Source organism: Veillonella sp. 3_1_44 (assembly GCF_000163715.1).
GTDB classification, from domain to species: domain Bacteria; phylum Bacillota; class Negativicutes; order Veillonellales; family Veillonellaceae; genus Veillonella; species Veillonella parvula_A.
Genome location: NZ_GG770202.1, coordinates 36,038 through 58,748 on the forward strand (window position 1 = coordinate 36,038; position 22,711 = coordinate 58,748).

The 22,711-nt window shown below is 38.6% G+C and carries 20 protein-coding genes and 1 pseudogene; all 21 read right to left on the minus strand.

The genetic code is table 11. The features are described from left to right. Positions 1-271: 271 nt before the first annotated feature. Complete coding sequence (locus tag HMPREF0873_RS09250) at positions 272-3,337, minus strand: ATPase (RefSeq protein WP_008715757.1); 3,066 nt, start codon at positions 3,335-3,337, stop codon at positions 272-274. 12 nt (positions 3,338-3,349) lie between these two features. Next, positions 3,350-4,297, minus strand: a complete 948-nt coding sequence (whiA, locus tag HMPREF0873_RS09255) for a DNA-binding protein WhiA (RefSeq protein WP_008715758.1) — start codon at positions 4,295-4,297, stop codon at positions 3,350-3,352. A 15-nt stretch (positions 4,298-4,312) separates the two neighbouring features. Beyond that, on the minus strand, positions 4,313-5,662 hold the full coding sequence (yvcK, locus tag HMPREF0873_RS09260; protein ID WP_038125898.1) for a gluconeogenesis factor YvcK family protein: 1,350 nt from the start codon (positions 5,660-5,662) through the stop codon (positions 4,313-4,315). A 12-nt stretch (positions 5,663-5,674) separates the two neighbouring features. Next, positions 5,675-6,589, minus strand: a complete 915-nt coding sequence (gene rapZ / locus HMPREF0873_RS09265) for an RNase adapter RapZ (RefSeq protein WP_008715762.1) — start codon at positions 6,587-6,589, stop codon at positions 5,675-5,677. A gap of 12 nt (positions 6,590-6,601) precedes the next feature. Continuing rightward, positions 6,602-7,414 (minus strand): Cof-type HAD-IIB family hydrolase, encoded by an 813-nt coding sequence (locus HMPREF0873_RS09270; protein ID WP_038125899.1) that lies wholly within the window; start codon positions 7,412-7,414, stop codon positions 6,602-6,604. Positions 7,415-7,788: 374 nt separating this feature from the next. Beyond that, positions 7,789-8,252: pseudogene (gene tnpA / locus HMPREF0873_RS09275) on the minus strand (IS200/IS605 family transposase). Positions 8,253-8,448: 196 nt separating this feature from the next. Beyond that, the gene (locus tag HMPREF0873_RS09280) at positions 8,449-9,738 is read right to left on the minus strand and encodes an S-layer homology domain-containing protein (protein ID WP_008715765.1); all 1,290 of its coding nucleotides are present in this window, start codon (positions 9,736-9,738) and stop codon (positions 8,449-8,451) included. Between the two features lie 607 nt (positions 9,739-10,345). Next, positions 10,346-11,608 (minus strand): S-layer homology domain-containing protein, encoded by a 1,263-nt coding sequence (locus HMPREF0873_RS09285; RefSeq protein WP_008715767.1) that lies wholly within the window; start codon positions 11,606-11,608, stop codon positions 10,346-10,348. Between the two features lie 613 nt (positions 11,609-12,221). After that, positions 12,222-12,794, minus strand: coding sequence for a signal peptidase I (lepB, locus tag HMPREF0873_RS09290; protein ID WP_008715769.1), 573 nt, complete (start codon positions 12,792-12,794; stop codon positions 12,222-12,224). Between the two features lie 9 nt (positions 12,795-12,803). Beyond that, positions 12,804-13,673, minus strand: a complete 870-nt coding sequence (locus tag HMPREF0873_RS09295) for a YitT family protein (RefSeq protein ID WP_038125901.1) — start codon at positions 13,671-13,673, stop codon at positions 12,804-12,806. Further along, positions 13,663-14,190 (minus strand): hypothetical protein, encoded by a 528-nt coding sequence (locus HMPREF0873_RS09300; RefSeq protein ID WP_008715774.1) that lies wholly within the window; start codon positions 14,188-14,190, stop codon positions 13,663-13,665. Before HMPREF0873_RS09300 ends, HMPREF0873_RS09295 begins: the two co-directional genes overlap by 11 nt. A 114-nt stretch (positions 14,191-14,304) precedes the next feature. Continuing rightward, positions 14,305-15,519 (minus strand): DUF3084 domain-containing protein, encoded by a 1,215-nt coding sequence (locus HMPREF0873_RS09305; protein WP_008715775.1) that lies wholly within the window; start codon positions 15,517-15,519, stop codon positions 14,305-14,307. A gap of 87 nt (positions 15,520-15,606) precedes the next feature. Then, positions 15,607-16,698 carry an LptF/LptG family permease gene (locus tag HMPREF0873_RS09310; protein ID WP_008715777.1) on the minus strand — a complete coding sequence of 364 codons (1,092 nt, stop codon included), beginning with the start codon at positions 16,696-16,698 and terminating at the stop codon, positions 15,607-15,609. Between the two features lie 9 nt (positions 16,699-16,707). Beyond that, complete coding sequence (gene lptB / locus HMPREF0873_RS09315) at positions 16,708-17,427, minus strand: LPS export ABC transporter ATP-binding protein (protein ID WP_008715778.1); 720 nt, start codon at positions 17,425-17,427, stop codon at positions 16,708-16,710. Positions 17,428-17,436: 9 nt separating this feature from the next. Beyond that, positions 17,437-18,159: an LptA/OstA family protein gene (locus HMPREF0873_RS09320; RefSeq protein ID WP_008715780.1), complete on the minus strand. Its 723-nt coding sequence runs from the start codon at positions 18,157-18,159 to the stop codon at positions 17,437-17,439. A gap of 12 nt (positions 18,160-18,171) precedes the next feature. Beyond that, positions 18,172-18,708: an LPS export ABC transporter periplasmic protein LptC gene (gene lptC, locus HMPREF0873_RS09325; protein ID WP_004698432.1), complete on the minus strand. Its 537-nt coding sequence runs from the start codon at positions 18,706-18,708 to the stop codon at positions 18,172-18,174. Continuing rightward, positions 18,695-19,627 carry a lysophospholipid acyltransferase family protein gene (locus HMPREF0873_RS09330; protein WP_004698446.1) on the minus strand — a complete coding sequence of 311 codons (933 nt, stop codon included), beginning with the start codon at positions 19,625-19,627 and terminating at the stop codon, positions 18,695-18,697. Before HMPREF0873_RS09330 ends, lptC begins: the two co-directional genes overlap by 14 nt. 14 nt (positions 19,628-19,641) lie before the next feature. Continuing rightward, positions 19,642-20,163: an HAD family hydrolase gene (locus tag HMPREF0873_RS09335; RefSeq protein ID WP_008715782.1), complete on the minus strand. Its 522-nt coding sequence runs from the start codon at positions 20,161-20,163 to the stop codon at positions 19,642-19,644. Continuing rightward, complete coding sequence (locus tag HMPREF0873_RS09340) at positions 20,163-21,134, minus strand: SIS domain-containing protein (protein ID WP_004695498.1); 972 nt, start codon at positions 21,132-21,134, stop codon at positions 20,163-20,165. The genes HMPREF0873_RS09335 and HMPREF0873_RS09340 overlap by 1 nt, the downstream gene beginning before the upstream one ends. A gap of 11 nt (positions 21,135-21,145) precedes the next feature. After that, positions 21,146-21,964, minus strand: coding sequence for a 3-deoxy-8-phosphooctulonate synthase (gene kdsA / locus HMPREF0873_RS09345; protein WP_008715784.1), 819 nt, complete (start codon positions 21,962-21,964; stop codon positions 21,146-21,148). After that, the gene (gene kdsB, locus HMPREF0873_RS09350; protein WP_004695494.1) at positions 21,965-22,696 is read right to left on the minus strand and encodes a 3-deoxy-manno-octulosonate cytidylyltransferase; all 732 of its coding nucleotides are present in this window, start codon (positions 22,694-22,696) and stop codon (positions 21,965-21,967) included. Positions 22,697-22,711 lie beyond the last annotated feature (15 nt).

Consider the following 22,711-nt stretch of genomic DNA (forward strand, 5'->3'; position numbering starts at 1 on the left):
TATGGGCACTTCAACTATATTCCTTTCTCAGCCTCTCTGGACTAAATTAAAAGGTATTGTATTATGCAATGGTCTCTCGTACCATATATGCATTTCTTTATTTATTGTACTGAATCCACCTTTGAAAGTCAATGTAAAACACAAAATTCATATGGATTTTAAAAAGAGGACAAGCATATAAAATTGCTTGTCCTCTCTATATTTAAACAGCTATTAATCCACTTCTATATCTTAAACTTTAATCTAAAATTTTTTTTAGAAATTAAGGGTCTTAACCTAATGGATATAATCTTGGTGGGTTTTCTTCATCATTTTGCTGTTCATTTTGTGGAGTATATGGCATTTGATCTTGTTGCGGCTCATTCGCTACAGGATCTATCTGCACATATTGCTGATTTGGCGACAATTGAGGTTGACGTTGCTCACGACGACGTGTATTTTGAGATGCAGTCGGTCTAGGTTTTGTCAACTCATCAATGGATACAGCATTTGGAATAGTTACATTTGATGTATCCCCATGAATATCATCAAGTTCACTGAAGGAAGGAGTCCTCTTAGATGCTTGAGCAGCCTTACGTTCGGCTTCAAGTTGTTGACGTGCAAGTTCTGCACGACGACGAGCACTCTCTTGTTGATCTCGGACACGTTGAATAGCTTCAGCACGCTCTTTTGCTTTACGCTCTATTTCAGCTTGAGCCAACGCTTGTTGACGGGCAGCTTCAGCTTTACGTTCTGCCTCTAGTTGCGCTTTATATCGTTCCTCAGCAAGGCGTCGTGCCTCGGCTGCTTGACGTTCTGCTTCAGCTCGTTCTGCAGCAAGTCGCTCTTGCTCTGCCTTACGAGCTTCCGCCGCTATACGAGCCGCCTCTGCTTTACGAGCCTCTTCGGCACGTCTTGCTTCTTCTATGCGACGAGCTTCTTCGGCTCTACGCACTTCTTCGGCACGTTTAGCCTCTGCAGCAATGCGAGCTTCTTCAGCACGGCGCGCTGCTTCGAGTCGTTCCTGTTCAGCTCTACGTTGTGCCTCAAGTCTAGCTGCTTCTGCTTTCCGAGCTTCTTCTGCTCTACGTGCTTCTGCTTCTAAACGAGCTTGTTCAGCTTTACGCGCCGCTTCAATTCTCGCAGCTTCAGCTTTGCGTGCTTCCTCTGCTCGTTTTGCTTCTGCTGCTACGCGAGCGGCCTCAGCTTTACGTTCCGCTTCAATTCGAGCTTCTTCTGCTCTACGCGCTTCCTCCGCACGACGAGCCTCTTCTGCTTTTCTTGCTGCTTCCATTTGTTGTGCTTCCAAAGCAGCCTTAGCCTCTGCCGCTCTACGAGCATCTTCTTGACGCTTCGCTTCAAGAGCGGCTTGCTCAGCAGCACGTTGTGCTTCTAAAGCAGCTTTCGCTTCTGCAGCTTTACGTGCTTCTTCTGCGCGGCGTGCCTCTAATGCTTCTTGTTCTGCTTTTCGCTGTGCTTCTAAACGCGCTTTCGCTTCAGCTGCTAAGCGTTCTTCTTCAGCTTTTTTTGCCTCTAACGCTGCCTTTTCTGCTGCCCGTTGTGCTTCAAATCGAGCCTTGGCTTCTGCGGCTTGTCTAGCTTCTTCAGCCTTTCGTGCTGCTTCAATACGAGCCATTTCAGCTTTACGTTCTTCTTCGGCCTTACGTGCTTCAGCTACTTTTCGATCAAGCTCAGCTTTTCTTTCAGCTTCTAGTCGTTTAGCTTCTTCTGCTTGGCGCATTTCTTCAGCTTTTTTAGCTTCTAATGCAGCTTTTTCTTTTGCAGCTTGTGCTTCTTGAGCCGCCTTCAATTCAGCAGCTTTGCGATTCGCCTCAGCTTTCTCTGCTAGTTTGCGCTCCACTTCAGCATGTTTTGCTTCTGCTGCTTTACGCGCCAATTCGGCCTTTTCTGCTGCTATACGAGCTTCTTCAGCCTTCTTACGCGCTAATGCTTCTTCTGCATCTTTTGCTTTTTTGAGTTGTGCCTCTTTTTTAGCATCTGCCGCAGCTTTAACACTCAATTTTTTTGTTTCTTCGTGAGCAATTGTTTCTGCCTGTTTTGCAGGAGTCATAGTAGATTTAGATGTATCTACAGTTCCCTTATTAGTATCTTTACCATTGATAGGACCTACAGGAATTTGTGTACCACTTTGCGTTGGATGACCTAAACTATCTTTTACATCTTTTGGTACATTGACCGCAATAGTCTGATGTTTTTGCGGATTTGCAAGAGATTCAGGAATCAATAAGAATCGTATTGGCAAATTAGATGCACCTGCCGGCATGAAGTTTAATGTTAACAAATCGCCTGCATTATAATTACCCATAAGACGGCTATCTAATATAGTACCGTCCCCTAGTGCAGTAATCCCATCAGCACCACCGATATGATAGGTACGCGTATCGGTTTGACCTCTACGGGCACCTTGTTGATGAAGTGCTTTTACCGTAAAGGAGCCAGAATATGGCCCACCAAGAGGGTTAAAATACAATCTAAACGGTTCATTACCCTTTGTAGGAATTTTTAAAGTGTATGAAACACCATAGTTACCACGGTCACGAACAAATGCTTTATTTTGCATTTCATCTACACCATTGATAAAGGCATCCTCACGGTCGTTACCAACTTCAACAAAAGCACCGCCTAAGGCTGTATCAAAAGGTGTAGTAACCTCCATATTACGCTTTGAACCAGTATATGTACCGCGCAATTGAATTTCATCAATAGGTAAGTTCTTAGCCCAATGTGATGCATCGACGGCATCCATGCCCATAGGTAGCATCATAACGCGGGCAAAGATTGGCGCCTCTGTTTTAATATCTACAATGCCTGTAAATAACGCATCTTGATATACCGGTGTATTTTCCAAATCAGTAAAGATTAATTGGCGCCCTTGGGGAGGAATGCTTAGGGAGTATAATGGTCTCGCATTGGGACTTTCATCTAAAGGATGCTCTAAATCCTTGCGGGATAAATCGCGACCAGCAGCAAAATAGTCTGGCGTTGCCACAGATTTTAACTGTCTCATTACATGAACAGTATTAGGATATGCCGTTTGATTTTCTAGTACGATAGCAATCTTATGGGGCTGATCCATTTCATTTACGTGATAAAAATAAATGCGGCCATTCCCATTAATAGTACCAGCACTAAGTGTACCGCCTACTGGTCCTACATATTCAGGGCTATCTGATAATAGCAATGTATCCGTTTGAGACACCAAGCTTGGTGGCAACGGAGAAAACTGAAAATATCCAATTGATTGTAAATCTATATCACGAGCCTCTACATGGCCTGTAAGAGCAGCCATGGCGGCCATCGCTGCGGCTACACAATATTTTGATTTATAAGAAAACATATATTAATACCTCTATATTTCTTCAAGCCCCATAGGGTCATACGTAAGTGCTAATGCTTCAATTTTCTTTAAACGATGTCCAATACCCGACTTAGATAATTCGCCATCCATCAATTCTTCAAGTTCTTTCAGACTCGCTTCTGGATTGTCCCATCTCAATCTTGCTACAATCCGCAACTTTTCAGGCAACTCATCAATACCAATTTCTCTATCGATAATTCGAATAGCCTTCACCTGGCGTACTGCAGCATCTACAACCTTTTGCAAATTTGCAGTCTCACAGTTTACTTGTCGATTAATTTGATTTCGCACAGTTTTCATTATGCGCACGTTTTCAAATTCCATCAGTGCTGATTGAGCCCCCATAATCTGCAAGCAATTCGTGACTGCGTCGCCTTCTTTAAGGTATACCACATATTCTTCTTTACGCTCCGTCAATCCTGCATGAATGTGAAAGAGCCGCAATACATGAATAATTTCCTTTGCAAAATTCTCATTCCCCGTCATAAACTCGAGATGATAGTCACTTTGTGGCTTATTAACAGAGCCACCGCCTAAAAAAGCACCCCGTAAAAAAGCACGTCGTGCCTCCATAGATTTAAGCCAACTACGAGGAATTTGTTCAGTTACAGGCCATAAAGCAAGATCTTCTAACGCCTTTCGCCCTTCTATAGATGGCTCTACAGATAAAGTATACATATTTTTCTTACGCAAGTTTAGTCCTTGTCGTACTAATACATTGGTAGGTAATTCATATTGTTTTTTTAATATGCCTAACAAGCGACGAGCTACTGCATTATTTGCAGTAGCCAATCTAATACCAACAGCACCCTTCATCCCCAGAATGATAGATCCACCCATGCGCAATAAGCAAGACGCTTCAATTTTCATGGCCAAATCTGCATCACTAGAGGATTCATATTGGCATAATTCATTTTTTACATCTTCAGCAAATGACATAGGTATCCCTTCTCATTAATGATCATCTCGTTGGAGATAATACTCTAGGATATGTGGTTCAGTATCTGATTGCATAGCATGCACAATATCCATAATTACTTTACCTAACCGTTCAGGATCATGAACAGCCGGCTTTTTAGGGCTTATCAATGTAGCCCGAATCGTACGTATTCCTTTAGCTTGTAGCTTCTTAGTATCTAATACTACAGGCTCTGAACCTACAGCACTATATTGTTCTACCATTTGAATTGGTAGTGGTCCATCGTTAGCAAGTACAGTATCTACAATGCCTTCACCACCATGTGCAATGAGAGCCTCCACATGATCACTAAGTGTATAGCCCGATGTTTCACCAGGTTGAGTCATAACATTAGCAATGTAAATTTTATTTGCCTTGCTAGCGCGTACATGAGATGCAATTTTATCAGTTAACAAATTCGGAATGATACTTGTATATAAGCTACCTGGTCCAAAGATGATAACATCTGCTTCATCGATAGCACGTAACGCAGCACCTTCTGGTTTTGGCTGTGCTGGCTCACTATACATATGGCGAATGCGTTTACCAGAATTAGGAATATTACTTTCACCTTCTACGATAGTACCATCGGTCATCTCCGCTACTAATTTAATGAACTCAGTAGACGACGGAATTACACGACCTCGTACACGCAACAATTTACTAGCCGCTTCAAGCGCTTCCTCCACATCGCCATCATATACTTGAGCAAGTGCTGTGATAAAGAGGTTACCAAAACTATGCCCAGATAGTTCATTTTCTCCTTCAAAGCGATAACGGAAAAGATTTTCCATAACCCCTTCTTGTTCAGCTAATGCAATCAAGCAGTTTCGTAAATCGCCAGGAGCAATCATTTTAAAATCTTTACGCAAGCGTCCCGAGGAACCACCATCGTCAGCTACGGTTACAATAGCAGACAAATTAGAGGTGTGTATTTTTAATCCACGTAATAAATTTGATAGCCCTGTACCACCGCCGATAACAACGATCTTAGGACCTTTATCGAGGCGTATATTTTGGAAAATAATATCCGACACCTTACTATCAGGATTAGGTAATACAGCACGAATAATCGTTTTAATAACCTTACTCGTACCGATTAACATTAAAACAGCGCCAATCGATAGTACAACAACGCCTACAGCAATGAGCACATTATAATTGTAAAAGCCCGTCATATTATAAGAAAAGGCTAATACAATATCTTCAAGAACGGCAAGCCATTGATAGTTAAACATCAATGAAATACCAATGATTAAAAGACCTACACCACAACTAAAAAGGGCAAGCCAACGTTTTATATTTAGGCCCGGAATAAGCCACCGAAACCATCTTTTTCGCAACATATGAACCCCTATCTAGTTACCAAGTGTTTTAATTTCATGAGGATTATAATCTTCTTCTACATTATTTTTCATCATATCTCGATGTTCTACAGAAACGCGATAGCCGTTTTCTAATAGATGAGAATATAATGCTTCTGCCATAGCCACAGATCGATGCATACCACCTGTACAGCCTACAGCAACGATAAATTGAGACTTCCCTTCTTGTTCATAATTAGGCACAAGAAAATCAATAGTATCAAAATAACGCTTTTTAAATTCCTCTGTAACTTCAAAAGAATGAATATATTCATTTACAGCTTTCACACGACCTGTTTTATGACGAAAATCTGGAATGTAGAATGGGTTTGGTAAAAATCGAACATCCCAAACCATATCCGCATCCAATGGTAATCCATATTTAAAGCCAAAGCTTACAACTGTAATAGACATGCCATGTCCTTCGTCAACTTGAGTGAATCGAGTTTTTAAATACTCTTTGAGGCTCGCAGTTTTCATATTCGTTGTATCAATAATGAAGTCTGCTTTATGTCGTACAGAATTTAATATCTGACGTTCTTCTTTCAAACCTGTAGTGATCATCCCATCTGGAGCCAGTGGATGGCTGCGACGACTTTCTTTATATCGTCTAATTAACGTCTCATCTGTAGCATCCATAAAGACAATTTCATAATCTACCTTCATTTCTCTTAATGTTTCAAGAGATGATGAAAGGGCTTCAAAGAATTCACCACCGCGAATATCTACAACTAAAGCTACACGGTTTGTACGTTCTCCACCTTGTCGACAAATTTCACTTAGCTTAGGAATCAGTATAGGAGGAATATTATCAATACATAGATAGCCCATATCCTCTAATGCTTGTAGAACCTGAGTTTTGCCGGCACCAGACATGCCTGTAACAATTAATAAACGAAATGCTTCCATAGTTTTACTCCATTATAAAAGATTCTTTTCTATCCAGTGAGCTACACCATCTTCATTATGATGACCACATACTTCATTAGCCACAGATTTTACATGTTCTGTTGCATTTGAAACGGCTACCGAATATCCCGTTTCACTTAACATAGAAATATCGTTCTCTGCATTTCCAAAGGAAACTATATTTTCAAAGCTAAGATTATTATCTAGTGCTAATCGAGCTAATGCACGCCCTTTTGATACATTCGGTGCAGTGATTTCGAGAAAATCTCGTTGACTACGCACTAATGTAACTTGATTACCAACTAATGGGGTCAAGATATCAATAATTATATCGATTCCTTCCTTTGTATCGATAGCAATGAGCTTATTAGGTTCTGAAGAAAGTGTATAAATTGTATCACCTAAAAACTCAGCTACAGCCCCTGTTTGCTGTTCATAATGATCGGATTGCCAATTTTTATGATGACATAGTAAATGATCATCTACATACGATTGTATATGCCAACTATATTGTTGGCCGAGTTGAAAAACACGATGTACTACATCTATAGGAACAGTTTGTTCAAATAGCTTATATCCCGTTTCTAACTCCTGGATTAAACCACCAGAGAACAGTATCATAGGAACATTACCAAGTTGTAATGCTAATCCAATTGGTTTTGCCGTTTGATACATGCGTCCAGTTGCAATTATTATACCAATTCCCTTCTGCTGCAAGCGATGCAATACATCAACTGTATACGCAGAAACTGTATTATCACTTCGAACTAACGTCTCATCACAATCGATGGCTACCATTTTTATATGAGAAAAAGAAGGATTCATTCTTACCTCCTTCACAAGAAAATCTAATACTCTTTATTATACCATTTATAGTGCTTATATAGATAGAATATGCAGTAATGCACTAATATAAAAATATTTGTACAACCCAATAACAGTATTTATAAATCATACAATTTATGCTATATATAACGACAAAACTGTCAATAAATTATCAAAATAGCATAATAAAGGGTATTCTATATCAATTAATTATAGGAATCTATATATTAATCATAACCACCCGTAGAACGGGTGGTTTGCTCTGACCCTATAAGGGTCTTTCTCTAGTGGTGGCCCTCTAAAGAGGGCTTTGAATGATCTGACAACCACTCTATTACCACTGGCTGCCCCCTACTCGGGGGCTTTTATTTTGCCTATTTTACCGGCTCACCCGTAAACGGGTCGGTATATTCTTTAAAGTTTAATGTATCTTGTGCTATATCTTCTTGTAATTGATTGCGAATATACTCTTTTATCGCTCCTTCGTATCTTCCCACTGTATCCACATAATATCCTCTACACCAGAAATGTCTATTTCCATACTTATATTTTAAATTTGCGTGTTTATCGAATATCATGAGGCTACTTTTGCTTTTTAAATATCCCATAAAACTTGATACACTTAAATGTGGTGGAATAGTTACTAACATATGAATATGATCCGGACAGCATTCTGCCTCTATAATCTCTACATTTTTCTATTACATAAATCTCTTAAAATTTTACCTACATCAGCTTTTATCCGTCCATAAATTATTTGCCTTCTATACTTTGGTGCAAAAACAATATGATATTTACATCTCCATTTACTATGTGATAAGCTTTTTACGTCATTCATTGACATTGAACCTCCTATGTTGAAATGTTGTGGTTGCCAGACCAACTTCATTTTACCACTAGGAGGTTCTTTCCTTTTCTCTAAGAATTTTTTACCGACCCCCAGTTTAACTGGGGGTTTAGTCATGCCTATTCGGCGTACAATCATAAAAAAAGAGACTCCCGAAGGAGTCTCTTTTATATGATTAACTATCAAATTAGAATTTGTAGTTAAGTTCTGCACGGTAGAAGTCAGCTTTGTCAGTTTTAGCGCTGTCAGCTGTTTTCCAGTCGAAGCCATAGTATGCGGACAAACCAACATTGGATTGTAATGCATAATCAACGGAAGCCATCCAACCTTTAGCGTTTTGGATGTATTTGTGGTTCCAAGTGGAATCGAGTACAGGTGCGTTTTCTTTAGCGTTGAAGTATTGACCTTTAACGCCCCAAGAACCTTTTTTAGCAATGCTGTAGTCGCCAAAACCAACGCCTGCAGTCCAAGCTGTGGAGTCTTCAATATTAGAAGCTTTTACCCATTCGCCACCAACCCAAACTTTGTCGAAGTTAGTGTTAGCATTGAAACCGTAAACGTTTTTGAATTTATTAAGTTTATCGGAACCACCATTATCTTCGGAAACACCTAATTCTTTGCTACCGTTGAAACGAGCATAGAAACCACCTAAATCAGCATGTTTACCTAATTTACCGTTTAAGCCTAAGTATACTACTTCAGCGTTAGCATCTTTTTCTACAGTTGTAGTTGCTGCAGTCGCACCAGCTGGTGTATGGGAAGCAGTCATAAGATTGCTAGAAGTCAAGTAACCATAAGCAGCTTGGAAGCCGATTTTATCGTTACCAGCGTTGAATTGAGCACCATCGAATTGTGCATCATAAGCTAAACCAGCACCGAATATTTGACCGAAACGACCAGCTTTAGCAGATACGCGTTCGCCAAATTTGTGGTTTACATAAGCACGGTCCATTGTTACTGTAGAAGATTTGGATGCATCACCAAATTCATACGCACCTTTAACACGAACTACAGCGTCAGTACGATCGTTTACTTTTGCATTGAATTGGATACGAGCACGAGCATCAGTTTTGGAGGAAGCATGTTCTTGGTCTTCCCATTTAATACGCGTATCGCCAGTAACTTTTACGTTACCAACGCGGTCTTCCAAACGAGCTACACGAACTCCCAAGTTGTTCAATTCGTTGGAGAATTCATCAGCCAAACGGTTGATCATAGCTTGTTGTTCAGCGTTAGCGCGGTCTTGGTTAGCCATAGCTTTAGCTACCATTTGAGCCATTTCGTAACGAGTGATGTTGTTTTGGCCTTTGAAAGTGCCATCTGGGTAACCGTTAACGATACCAGCGTTAGCCAATTGGGAAACTGCTTGGTATGCCCAAGAATCTGGAGTTACGTCGGAGAATGGGTTAGCTGCGAATGCAGTAGTTACACCCAAAACTGCTGTTGCTGCGAAGATTGCTGCGAATTGTTTTTTCATAGTTGAATTCCTTCTTTCTGAAAAATAGAAATATAAAAGGTTACAAGTCATAACATTCACATTCTACTCTGTTCTTCAGAATAAGAATTACTGGGAGTGTCCACGTTTCCTCGCCACATTCTACATCGAAGTTCTTCGTTTCATGTGTTTGTTACTTCTTGTAGGGTGATATTAGCATAACCAAATTTTCGTGTAAACCCTTTTTTCTCAATTTCATTCTCATTATAAAAAATTTTATAATTTAAAATGCCCTAAAATGCATTTATTATCTACTTTTATGCGATATATATTTTTTTATTAAAAATATCAAATTTATCTTTTTTTACACTAAATGAGATTTATTATCACATATATTATTAAGTTATACTAATTAATAACATATCTATTAATTAATCGATAGCTATTTTATGCATAATTGGTTCATAAATACCTCATACAATATATTGTGGAATAGATCGATATACATACTAAGCAAATAAATTTTTACCTTTTACTATATATAGATTTATTTTACTATATATATACTATTATATACAAAAGAAAATATTATCTCTTTATATACAACAAAAAAAGACTTCCGAAGAAGTCTTTTTTGTTTGTGAGGGAATTAGAATTTGTAGTTTAATTCTGCACGGTAGAAATCGGAAAGATCATTACCTTTTTGGTCTTTAGAGTTGAAACCATAACCTGCAGATAAGCCTACGTTATCTTGTACTGCATAGTTTACGCTAGCCATATAACCTTTATAACCATTAGATGTATTTGTTAAGTCATACGCTTGATCCCAAGTGGAACTTACGATTGGAGCGTTAGCTTTTTGGTTGAAGTATTGACCTTTTACATCCCATGTACCTTTTTTAGCGATGTCGTAATTACCATAACCAACACCTGCTGTCCAAGCTTGGGAGTCATTTACGTTGGAAGCTTTTAACCATTCACCACCAACCCAAACTTTATCTTTACGTAAATCTGCATTGAAGCCGTATACGTCTTGGCTATCAGAGTTTACTGTGGAACCATTATGGTTCAAGTTGCCGCTAGACAATTTAGAGTAGAAACCACCAACTGTGGATTCTTGACCAACTTTACCTTTAACACCTACATAAGCTACGGAAGGGTTATCGGATTTGGAATTACCATCAGCAGCACCTGCCATCATGTAACCATAAGCACCTTGTACTTGAACTTTATCATTACCTACGTTCAATTGAGCACCATCAAATGTATCATCGTACATTAAACCGCCACCAATTGTTTGTTGGAAACGACCACCTTTAGCAGATACGCTATTACCAAATTTGTGATCTACATAAGCACGATCGATTGTCGCATCAGCACCTTTTGTGGAGTCACCGAATTCGTAATTACCTTTTACACGAACAACAGCTTCAGTTTTATCATTTACTTTACCATTGAATTGAACACGTGCACGGCCATCTGTTAAGGATTTGCTGTTTGTTTTATAAACGCCTTTATCTTCAGAACCTTGGTAACGGATACGAGCATCACCAGTAACTTTTACATTACCTACGCGATCTTCCAAACGAGATACGCGTACGCCCAAGCTGTTCAACTCGTTGGAGAATTCATCTGCTAAGCGGTTAATCATTGCTTGTTGTTCTGCATTAGCACGATCTTGGTTAGCCATTGCTTTAGCTACCATTTGAGCCATTTCATAACGAGTGATATTGTTTTGGCCTTTGAAAGTACCATCTGGGTAACCATTAACGATACCAGATTGTGCTAATTGAGATACTGCTTGATATGCCCAGCTATCTGGAGTTACATCGGAGAATGGGTTTGCAGCGAATGCTGTTGTTACACCTAATACTGCTGTTGCTGCAAAAATTGTTGCGAATTGTTTTTTCATAATGAATTCCTTCTTTCTTATAAATAAGAATTTATAGTATCAGAAGACATTCACTGTATAAGTGGTATAACTATGAAAGATATATTAGGAGTGTCCACGTTTCCTCGACTATATTATCTATCACAGCGTCACCTCTTTATTAGTGGTGCCTTACTGTGATTAGAATATATCACCGTCCAAATTTTTTTGTAAAGCATTTTATACAACTTAATTTGATGAAATTTCTTTCATGAATAAAAATAAACCTATAAACATAGATTTTTACTGCATTTTTCAAAATTAAATTTTGCGCAATTTCATTTTATTTATCTAAAATTCATGTATTTTAGATAATAAACCTACAACTTTCAATTATTAAAAATAATGAATATCATATTATTTAATATTTAATACTAATATATAGACCTAAAATATAATTATATTCCTCTTTTCTATTATTAATACCTTTATTTTGTCTCTCTAATTTCTATTAGTAATAACCTTATCAATGCCATTCATCATATATTATCTCTTAAAATATGTAATTAATAATATTAAGCTATAAATACCCCATTATTTAAATACAAAAAGCCTCTCTATAGTAATTACTACTATAGAGAGGCTTTTAGAAGCATTAAATTGCATAGGATACAAAACCTAGGACGTGATCAACTGGAACAGGGCCAATGAAACGACTATCACTAGAATGATTTCGGTTATCCCCCATCACAAATACATGACCTTCTGGAACAGTAACCGGTGTAGAACGTGTATAATTCATTATTGTATCTTTAGTATATGGTTCTTGTAATTGTTCACCATTACGCCATACATGACCATCTTTAAATTCTAATACATCACCTGGACGACCAATAACGCGCTTAACCCATACATCATTTGTTTGAGCAGCTTTATTAAAGACAGATGCATAGTTCATCAATGGTTCTTCTACATCATCCACCCACGTACGAGCGCGATTAACACGACTATCAATGATTACAATTTGTCCATAATTTGGCATTTCATTCATAATATGATGCCACTTCGTTACAATTAAGTATTGACCATTATGTAGTGTATCCTCCATTGATTCACCAGAAACACGTGTTGGTTGAATCAAGAAAATATGAATTACCATGGCAATAATTAATGCCAATACAATGGCATAAATCCAATCTAATATTTCTTTTACTATTTTATTACTCATATTAACCCCTTAATGACCGTTCTTTGTAAATCTACCACCAAATACATCATGTACATCTTGAATCGTAATAAATGCCGATGGATCTACTTCATAAACAGTATTTTTTAACCTCATAATTTCAAGTCTTGTTACTACAGAATATAAAACATGCTTAGGTTGCTTTAAATAGCCCCCTTCACCATACATAATTGTAACACCACGATTAAGGTTCGCATTTAATGCATCTGCAAGATTCTTAGAGTTCTCTGCATCTGTAATAATCATTACCCCTTTAGATTCATCAAGGCCTGTAATTGTAATATCGATCATCTTATAAGCAATGAAATAAGCGATTAAGGAATACATAGCACTATTCCAACTATATACAAAACCTGCGGCACCAAGAATAATGAGATTCATGGCCATTACGATTTCACCAACGGAGAAAGTGGAACGTCTATCAAAGATGATCGCCACAATTTCAGAGCCATCTAAAGAACCACCATTACGTATTATGAGGCCTACCCCAATACCTAAAATGATACCACCAAAGATAGAACCTAAGAATGGATCTGTTGTGATAGGTGTAAAATCATGAGCAAAGGTAGAGAAAATTGCCATCCATACGATAGAAAATAGTGTAGAGAAAGTAAAGTTTTTGCCATTAGCTCTATAGCCAATATATAAGAAAGGCAAGTTAAAGAGTACGACGAAAATACTAAAGGAAATTCCTGAAAGCTCTGCAGCCATCAAGGAAATACCAACTACACCGCCATCGATGATACTATTCGGTACTAAAAATAAATCTAAGCCTATAGTATAAATTAAGGCCCCTAAGATCATCATTAAGCAACGCATAATAAAGTTCGACCAGTTATGCGTTAAAGTTTCATTTTTCATGCACTTCTCCTTTACCGTACAACTGCTCCATAGCATGTAATCTTTTTTCTTCTAACTCACTAGCATCCATCGTATCACCTTGTATGTCATTAACAGCTTGGCTTAGTTGTTTTGTATATCGTAAACCAATAACAAAAGCTGTCAAATCATCTACAGGTTCAGGTGGAAATTGCATAGACGTAGGGATAATTTTACGCCATCCTGTAGGAGGATTATACTTCCAATATAATTTTCGAGCCTCTTCCGTACTATGCGATTCATCAATTAAGCTAGTCGTAATTTTATGATTTCGTCCAATTTGTTGAAGCGATGGATACAAATATTTATGATTTGTACCATTTCCACATACCATATGAACAATTCCATAGTATTCAGTTAATATACGTTCAATTTCACCATTGAACTGTTTTGTCATAATAATTTTACGACATACCATAGTACCAGAAGGTGTCACAATTGCTACACCTGTTTTTTCATTGCCTGGATCTACAGCCAAAATGTACGTAGTATCAGTCATATTATTATCCTCATTTCTAATACAGCATTTATATTTTAACACAAAACGAAGGTCTTATGTAAAAATTTACATAAGACCTTCGTTTAAAGTATATAAACCAAAATACTATTCAATTTAATAAGCTGGCATTTTAGCCTTATCATTAAAAACAGGCATTTGAGTAATACGTAACTTAAGATGTACAGGACCAGATGAATATGTATCACCATCAACATACGCTTCTACATGAACCTTGCCATGTATTGTAGCAATACGACGAATAGCCGTAAACAAATCATCCCCTGGTATCGTTCCGATATCACCAGATAAGGAGTCTGGAATAATACCTTTCTCTCTTGCCTTTTCATTTACTTGCTTTAAGAATTGAAGCATAGCAGATTGAGCGTTAGGTCCACCATCCATTATAGCAGAATGAATTACTTCCCCATTTTTATAAATAAATTGTTGTGGGTAAACTTGGATAACTGCTACCGCTGGTTCACCAGCAATAATATTTCCAGCAGCAACCACTTGAACCACCATTGGAGTCTTTGCACTATTAAGCTTTTGTGTAGCTACCTCAATATTCTGACGATCTACATATACAACAGCCTGACCTTGATCTTCTATACCAAGACGACGTAATACCAATTTATTTGTATCATCAATAATATTTTTGATGGCTGCATTGCTATCTTCTTCACTTAAACCAGGTCGAACAACAGCTTGCGCCAATAATTGATCAACTTGGAAAAGAATTGTACCTTCACGCAAATGAATAATGCCATTTTGCAACTGTTCCTGCGTTGTCTGTAAATCCTTAATATGAGCTTCCATCTTGGCTCTTGTAGCCTCTAAATCAGCTAATTTTTTAGATACTTCATCATATGAAGCTTGAAGTGTAGCTAACTCAGCTTCAGTCGCATCTTTAGCCGCTTGTGCACTAGCCAACTCAGCCTTAGTTGCATCAACCTCTTTACGAATTTGCTCTATTTCAGCCATTCGTTCTGCTAATTCTTGCTTATTTTGCTCAAGCAATGCTTGTCCTCGAATAAGCTCTTGCGTCTTAGCAGCTACCTCATCATTAAGTTGCTTCATATCTGCTCGTAACTGATCCATCCCAAAGAGCGCTGTTCGTACGCTTTGAGATGTAATAGTTAATACACCTACTGTAGCAGCAGCAACTAACAATCCCGTTACGATAGTAACAATTATGGACGTATGTTTAGGCCGTAATCCAAAGAGGGACATGCGACGCTTACCAACTTTAGTGCCTAACTTATCCCCCATGTAGGCAATAAGTCCCCCCATAAGGGCAATAATAACTAATATTTTAACACCTACTAACATCGAGTCCCTCCTTTCATAAGATTACACAATTATTGGATTCGAAAATATGCTATTTCGTAAATCAAATTTATTTCTTTATATACTAGGTTACTTAGATACACGCCAATTCAAATATAGGCCAGCAATGATGCCTAATGTATCTGGAATTAATGCAGCAAATACGGTTGGCAATGCACCACCTTTACCTAATGCACCAGCAAATGTCATCACCCCATAATAAATAAAGATGATTAAGATACTGATACCAAAACTAATAGATGAGCTAGAACGTTGCTTTTGAAGACCTAATGGAGCACCTACAAGAGCAAATACAAAGCTAGCTAATGGAATTGTAAAACGTTGATACATTTCCATTTCTAGTTTATTGGCATTCGTATAAGCCGCCTTATATGCTTTAATTTGATGACGTAATTCTTTGATTGTTAATTCTTCTGGTTTACGTTGATCTTGTTGAATATCCTTTGGTGCAGACTTAATTGGCAAGGATTGCTCCTTGAACTTCATTGTACGTTCTACACCATCACCAGCGGAAATATCATAAATAATGCCGTTTTGCATCACCCAATATTGACCATTCCAAACAGCAGTATCTGCATTTTCAACTTGTTGTAACTTGCCACCTTCACCAAACTGTTGCACCGTAATCATGCTTAATTTTTTAGTCTCCGCATTGTAGCTTTTAGCATACATTAATGTGCCTAAATCATTACCATTCATTGTTTTTAAAACGATATGATTTTGTGTTTGAGGTGATGCATTTTTCATAATCTGTTCACGCACAATCGTTTGATACATATTATTTGTACGTGGTACAACAAATTCATTAAATGCGACAGCCCCAATTGAGATGATAAGGGCAATAATGTATACAGGCATCGCTAAGCGTAAAAAACTAAGACCACCGGCACGCATAACAACAATCTCACTAGTACTGCTCAAGCGACTAAAGGTCATAAGTGAAGCCAATAGTACTGACATTGGGAATGTTAAGATAACAATGCTTGGTAATGCCAACACAAAAGCTTTCATAACGAGAACTAGCGGTGCCCCATATTCAGTAATATATTGAGCAATTCTAAATAATGTACCTGTGCCAATAAAAATACTGGTAAAAGCAAATACCCCAAATAGGAACGGACCTACAAAAGCTTTTAATATATATTTATCTAATAATCTCATAGTCCCCTCCTATAATCTAAAGTTATCCCCTAAGTAATGCTCACGAGCGATTGGGTCGTTTGCAATTTCTTCAGGGGTGCCTTCTAGGAGGATTTTACCACTACTTAAAATATAAGCCTTATCTACAATCCCCAATGTTTCACGCACATTGTGATCTGTAATCAAGATACCAATACCGCGATTTTTTACATGCAAAATGATTTGTTGAATGTCAGCAACTGCGATAGGGTCGACGCCAGCAAAAGGTTCATCGAGAAGAATAAAATTCGGTTCTAACGCAAGACAACGAGCGATTTCTACGCGACGGCGTTCACCACCAGATAGCTGCATCCCCATACGATCTCGAACATGACCAATATGAAATTCTTCAATGAGGGATTCCACTATAGCTTCAATTTCATCAGATTTCTTTGATGTTGTTTGTAACATAGCACGAATATTATCCTCAACAGTCATGGAGCGAAAAATTGATGCTTCTTGTGGAAGATACCCAATACCTTCAGCAGCTCGTTTATACATTGGAATATTCGTAATATCCTTGCCATCAACGGTAATGATACCAGAACTAGGTCGTTCAATGCCAACAATCATATAGAATGATGTAGTTTTCCCTGCCCCATTAGGACCTAGGAGCCCAACGACTTGCCCCTTATCAACGCGTAAACTAACCCCGTCTACAACATTGCGACCGCTAAAGGTTTTGACTAAGTTTTTGGTTTCTATATACATATTTAATCCTTATTGATTTGGAACAATGATGAGTGTACTACGACCACCCAATGTTTCAGCAGAATCATCAGCTAAACGAATTTTCAGTTCCGGTGCATTCAGTACATTACCATTTTGAACGGCATGCGCAGAACCCGATAAGAGTACCACTCCATCATTTTGGTTTGGCGTTTGTGTATATGTAGCTCGGTCAGCAGAACCAGACACGTTTCGTTCAGGATTAGAGAAGGTAACATTACCTTGCGCTACAGCACGAACTTCCTTCATCCATCCTTCTACCTTATCACCGGTTAAGGTTGTCCCTTCAGCAATCAAACGGGCATTGCCTGTAACAAGACCGTATTCAGAGTCAGTACTATACTCAACACTGTCGCCAAAGATTTGGCGATCAGCACGTTGTAAATGAACGCTACCATTAGCAGTGAATTTATTATTATTGTAACTGTGAACCGTTTGAGCAGACATGGCCATATCAGAACCAATCATAGATACACCACCATCAAGATTTGCTTCTTGAGTTTTTGTATTGTACCAACCCTTGGCACCAGTCATAGTTTTATCCGCTTGGGTAATAACAACATTACCTGTTGCATCTGCACGACCTGAATTGCCATCATAAGACAATGTATCAGCGCTGATAGTCAACGGATCATTTGCTGCCCAAACTGTAACAGATGCGGTCATGAGTACAGCTAATATAGCCATACCAATCTGTTTTTTCTTATTCATCATATTTCCTCTCAATTACTTCTTTGTTAATTTCGCATGTCCAATGGCTTTAATAATTTTTAAGGACATATTGCCCTCAAGTTTGTCACCTGTGAGGGTTACATCCTTGCTGTTATAAGTGAAAGCCGTTTTAGATGTCAATGTTTTCGTTTTATTATCAAAGTGAAGGGCCTCAGTTTTAAATTCTGCACCTTCCGTATTGGTAGCAGTAACGCCTTGATCAATATCAAGAGAGTTTCGATCACCCGTCAGTACAGCATGAGGAGCTGTAATCGTAGTAGTCACATCATCTTGATAGAACAGACCTTTCAAATTGGTCAGAACGATAGCTTTTGTACGCGGGTCATATTCAATCTTCTCAGCCGATAATGCCCATACTAACTTGCCATCCTTTTCCTCTTGCAAGTCCGCACCTTGGAAATTAACCAGTTGTCCACTTTGATTTTGAGTGGAATTAGCCTCATTAGAGTCTTTCATAATAAATACAATAAGACCGATTAGAGCTAATACTATAGCGACCACAATGGCAATTAACTTTTTATTGTTTTTCATGCGCTCTCTCCCGTATAGCTATCTTCTTATCGTAATCAATAATTTGATCCATCTTAGTCATCCAACGATGTTGGAACCAAAGCCACTCATCTGGATGTTCACGAATAAATTCTTCCGTAACACGTACACAGGCTTCAGTTAGACGATACATATCAACATCTTCATCGCCAGTTTCCTCATAATGTAATGCCGGCAAGATATGAACGATATGTCCTCCTTCAGGCTTACGAGATGCAAAAATAGGTACTACAGGAGAGCCAAATTTCTTTGCAAATGTTGCTGGTCCCATAACAGCTGATGAATCTTGTCCCAAAAACGGAACTGGTAAACCATTTATATATCCATCTTGGTCAGCTAAGAATCCAAGAAGTTTTTTCTTTTTTAAAGCCTTAGCAGCAGAAACGATTTCGTTGCCACCACTAGCAAATACGTCAAGCCCCACCATCTCACGATATTCATTCATAAGGCGTGTGAATTGAGCATTAGGTTGTTTCTTAACAATTGTAGTGGAAGGATATCCATGAGCCGCCATAGCAGCCCCCATCCATTCCCAGTTGCCTACATGGCCAGTAAGAACGATAACTCCCTTATCTTCAGCAATGGCCTTTTCTAAATGTTCAACACCACGCATCTCTATGTGTTTATTGATAAAGGATTTCGTCAGGTTTGGCATGTATAATACTTCCATAACACTGCGACCAAGATTTTTGAACAACTTATTGATTAATTGTTCCGCCTCTTGATCGTTCATGTTCATGCCAATTTTAATATTATTTATGCCTCTAAGCTTTTGCTTCTTCGCTATTAGCCCATATACAGGACCTAAACAAGCGCCTATGAGCAAAATGAGCTTGTATGGTAGTCGACAAACAAGCCAACTAATGCCTTTAACTAAATGGTATTGCCATTCGTTATTCATTCTGCCCACCTCCTTTATTGTCCATGAGCATGGGCCTCTCGCGCATAATCTGCAACAACAGAATCCCATAAACCTTGATTCTTCAGGATATATTCTACAGCCTCTCTAACAGCACCATGTCCACCATTGACGGTAGAAATAAATTTAGCTATTGATTTAACCTCTAATACCGCATTATTTGGTGCCATCGGCAAACCTACGAGTTGAAGAGCTCCTAAATCATTAAGATCATCCCCCATGTAAGCAACCGAATCTAAGTCGATTTGATATTTTTTACAAAGAGTTCTTAATGCTTCAGTTTTATTAGCATACCCCATAAGAAGTTCATCAAAGTGTAACTCTTTCGCACGATGCTCTACCATAGGAGATACACGAGCCGTAATAATTGCTAACTTTATCCCTGATTTACGAGCCGCAGTCAAGCCTAAACCATCTTTTACAGAAAAGGCTTTGAGCTCTTCTCCAGTCGATGTATAAAATAGAGTTCCATCTGATAAAACTCCATCAACATCAAGAACAATCCATTGAATATTCATTATACAATGCCTCTACGCAATAAATCCGTAATGTGAACAATGCCAAGACATACATTATTAGTATCAACCACAGGTAATACGGTGATAGGGCGAGGTTGATTTTTCTCCATCAAATGAAGCGCTTCTGCGGCCAATTTATCCTTTGTAATCGTACGCGGCATAGACGTCATCATATCCTCTACGGGCCATTCTAAAAAATTGCTGCCAGAATCAAGTCCACGACGCACATCACCATCAGTCACTAGGCCTAACAAATGTCCTTCTTCATCAATAACATTTGTAGCACCTAACCCTTTTTCTGTCATTACAAAGAGTGCATCACGAACGGTAGCCCCTTTAAATACTGTTGGATTATCCTCGCCACCATGCATGATATTTTCTACAGTCAACAATAATTTGCGACCTAAGGAACCTCCTGGATGGAATACAGCAAAGTTTTCTGGAGTAAAATGATGGCGTTCCAATAAACATACTGCTAACGCATCACCTAGTGCTAGGGCAACAGTAGTACTTGTAGTAGGTGCTAAACCCAATGGACAAGCTTCTCGTTCTACCTCTGCCAACAATACGATATCAGAATTTTTTGCTAATGTAGACTCTGGTTTCCCTACAACACAGATTAATTTAGCCCCTATGCGGCGCAGAGACGGCAAAATACTAATGATTTCTCCTGTTTCACCACTATTAGAAAAGGCTAACACTACATCATCTTCAGTAATCATACCAAGATCACCATGCACGCCTTCACCAGGATGCATAAAAAGTGCCGGTGTCCCTGTACTAGCCAAAGTAGCCGCAATTTTACGACCAATATGACCAGATTTTCCCATTCCTGTACATACTACACGGCCCTTACAAGCCAAAATCATATTTACAGCATTTACAAAATTGTGATCCAAACGAGAACTTAATTCTTCAATAGCACGAGCTTCCTCATGAAGCACCTGTGCCGCTTGTTCTAAAATAGTCACAAATACCGCCCCTAACCTTTTACGATTTTATCAATAGCTACTAAATCACGAAGCACATCTTCGAATTGATCTAAATACAACATATTAGGACCATCAGACAATGCTTCCTCAGGATTATCGTGCACTTCAAAGAATAGCCCATCTACACCACTAGCCACAGCCGCACGTGCCAAATTTGGTACAAATTCACGGTTACCACTAGATTTAGTCCCTGCACCACCTGGTAATTGAACGCTATGAGTAGCATCAAAAATTACTGGATAGTCGAAAGAACGCATAATTGGGAAGGATCTCATGTCAACTACGAGATTGTTATAACCAAAGCTAAAACCACGTTCGGTAAGCATAAGATTTTCATTACCTGTTTCTTTCATTTTATTAAGAACATTTTCCATGTCCTTAGGAGCCATGAATTGACCTTTTTTAACATTTACGCATTTACCAGTTTTAGCAGCACCGTAAACAAGATCAGTTTGACGGCATAAAAAAGCTGGAATTTGTAGAATATCTAATACTTCAGCTGCAGGTTCAATTTGCTCGATAGAGTGAATGTCACTGACAACGGGCACATTGAGTTCCTTCTTAATAGAAGCAAGCATTTTTAACCCTTCCTCAAGACCTGGTCCACGGAAGGAACTAAAGCTAGAGCGATTAGCTTTATCAAAGGAAGCTTTAAAGATATAGGGAACACCTAAACGTTCGCATATCTCTTTTGCTCGTTTACCGATAGCTAATGTGCGGTCATAGTCCTCAATAACACATGGACCTGCAAGGACAAATAAACCCTTGCCGCCACCCACAGTAATATCTTTAATTTGAACTGTTTTCATTTATTTCTCCTCTTGCTCGTAAATTGCATTAACACGAGCTAAGTCTTCAGGTGTATCAACACCGATAAATCGTTTATTTGTCAAAATAACACGAATTGTATAACCGTTCTCTAGAGCACGTAATTGTTCTAGAGATTCTGTTTGCTCCGCCGGAGTTGGCTCCATCTTAGCGTAGTTTAATAAAAACTCTCTACGATATGCATAGATGCCAATATGTTTTAGTGGCGGACGCACAAAATCATGGCGAGGATATGGGATTAAAGATCTAGAAAAATACATCGCATCATTACGATTATTTAAAATGACCTTTACCGCTGATGGCTCCTCGTACTCTTCCTCTAATAAAGGAGTAGCTACTGTGGCCATCTGCAAGTTTGGATCTTCCTCAAATAGACGTGCCAAGTCATCAATAAGATTTGGATCAATCATCGGTTCATCACCTTGGACATTGATAACAACATCCAAGTCTGTATAATGACTCGCAACCTCTGCTAATCGATCCGTCCCTGTAGGATGATTAGGATCTGTCATCATAACAGTTCCCCCAAACTGTTGTACTGCAGAATATACGCGGTTATCATCAGTGGCTACAATTGTACATACTGTCTTTGTAGCTTGTGATACCCTTGCATAAACCCGTTCAATCATAGGTTTACCTGCAATATCAGCTAATGGTTTGCCCGGTAATCTTGTAGAACCATAACGCGCAGGAATAACACATCCAAACTTCACGATAAAACCCCATTT

Excerpts from the sequence above, each read along its gene's own strand:
- HMPREF0873_RS09250 (WP_008715757.1), bottom strand. The coding sequence starts at position 3,337 with ATGTTTTCTTATAAATCAAAATATTGTGTAGCCGCAGCGATGGCCGCC.
- whiA (WP_008715758.1), bottom strand. The coding sequence starts at position 4,297 with ATGTCATTTGCTGAAGATGTAAAAAATGAATTATGCCAATATGAATCC.
- yvcK (WP_038125898.1), bottom strand. The coding sequence starts at position 5,662 with ATGTTGCGAAAAAGATGGTTTCGGTGGCTTATTCCGGGCCTAAATATA.
- rapZ (WP_008715762.1), bottom strand. The coding sequence starts at position 6,589 with ATGGAAGCATTTCGTTTATTAATTGTTACAGGCATGTCTGGTGCCGGC.
- HMPREF0873_RS09270 (WP_038125899.1), bottom strand. The coding sequence starts at position 7,414 with ATGAATCCTTCTTTTTCTCATATAAAAATGGTAGCCATCGATTGTGAT.
- HMPREF0873_RS09280 (WP_008715765.1), bottom strand. The coding sequence starts at position 9,738 with ATGAAAAAACAATTCGCAGCAATCTTCGCAGCAACAGCAGTTTTGGGT.
- HMPREF0873_RS09285 (WP_008715767.1), bottom strand. The coding sequence starts at position 11,608 with ATGAAAAAACAATTCGCAACAATTTTTGCAGCAACAGCAGTATTAGGT.
- lepB (WP_008715769.1), bottom strand. The coding sequence starts at position 12,794 with ATGAGTAATAAAATAGTAAAAGAAATATTAGATTGGATTTATGCCATT.
- HMPREF0873_RS09295 (WP_038125901.1), bottom strand. The coding sequence starts at position 13,673 with ATGAAAAATGAAACTTTAACGCATAACTGGTCGAACTTTATTATGCGT.
- HMPREF0873_RS09300 (WP_008715774.1), bottom strand. The coding sequence starts at position 14,190 with ATGACTGATACTACGTACATTTTGGCTGTAGATCCAGGCAATGAAAAA.
- HMPREF0873_RS09305 (WP_008715775.1), bottom strand. The coding sequence starts at position 15,519 with ATGTTAGTAGGTGTTAAAATATTAGTTATTATTGCCCTTATGGGGGGA.
- HMPREF0873_RS09310 (WP_008715777.1), bottom strand. The coding sequence starts at position 16,698 with ATGAGATTATTAGATAAATATATATTAAAAGCTTTTGTAGGTCCGTTC.
- lptB (WP_008715778.1), bottom strand. The coding sequence starts at position 17,427 with ATGTATATAGAAACCAAAAACTTAGTCAAAACCTTTAGCGGTCGCAAT.
- HMPREF0873_RS09320 (WP_008715780.1), bottom strand. The coding sequence starts at position 18,159 with ATGATGAATAAGAAAAAACAGATTGGTATGGCTATATTAGCTGTACTC.
- lptC (WP_004698432.1), bottom strand. The coding sequence starts at position 18,708 with ATGAAAAACAATAAAAAGTTAATTGCCATTGTGGTCGCTATAGTATTA.
- HMPREF0873_RS09330 (WP_004698446.1), bottom strand. The coding sequence starts at position 19,627 with ATGAATAACGAATGGCAATACCATTTAGTTAAAGGCATTAGTTGGCTT.
- HMPREF0873_RS09335 (WP_008715782.1), bottom strand. The coding sequence starts at position 20,163 with ATGAATATTCAATGGATTGTTCTTGATGTTGATGGAGTTTTATCAGAT.
- kdsA (WP_008715784.1), bottom strand. The coding sequence starts at position 21,964 with ATGAAAACAGTTCAAATTAAAGATATTACTGTGGGTGGCGGCAAGGGT.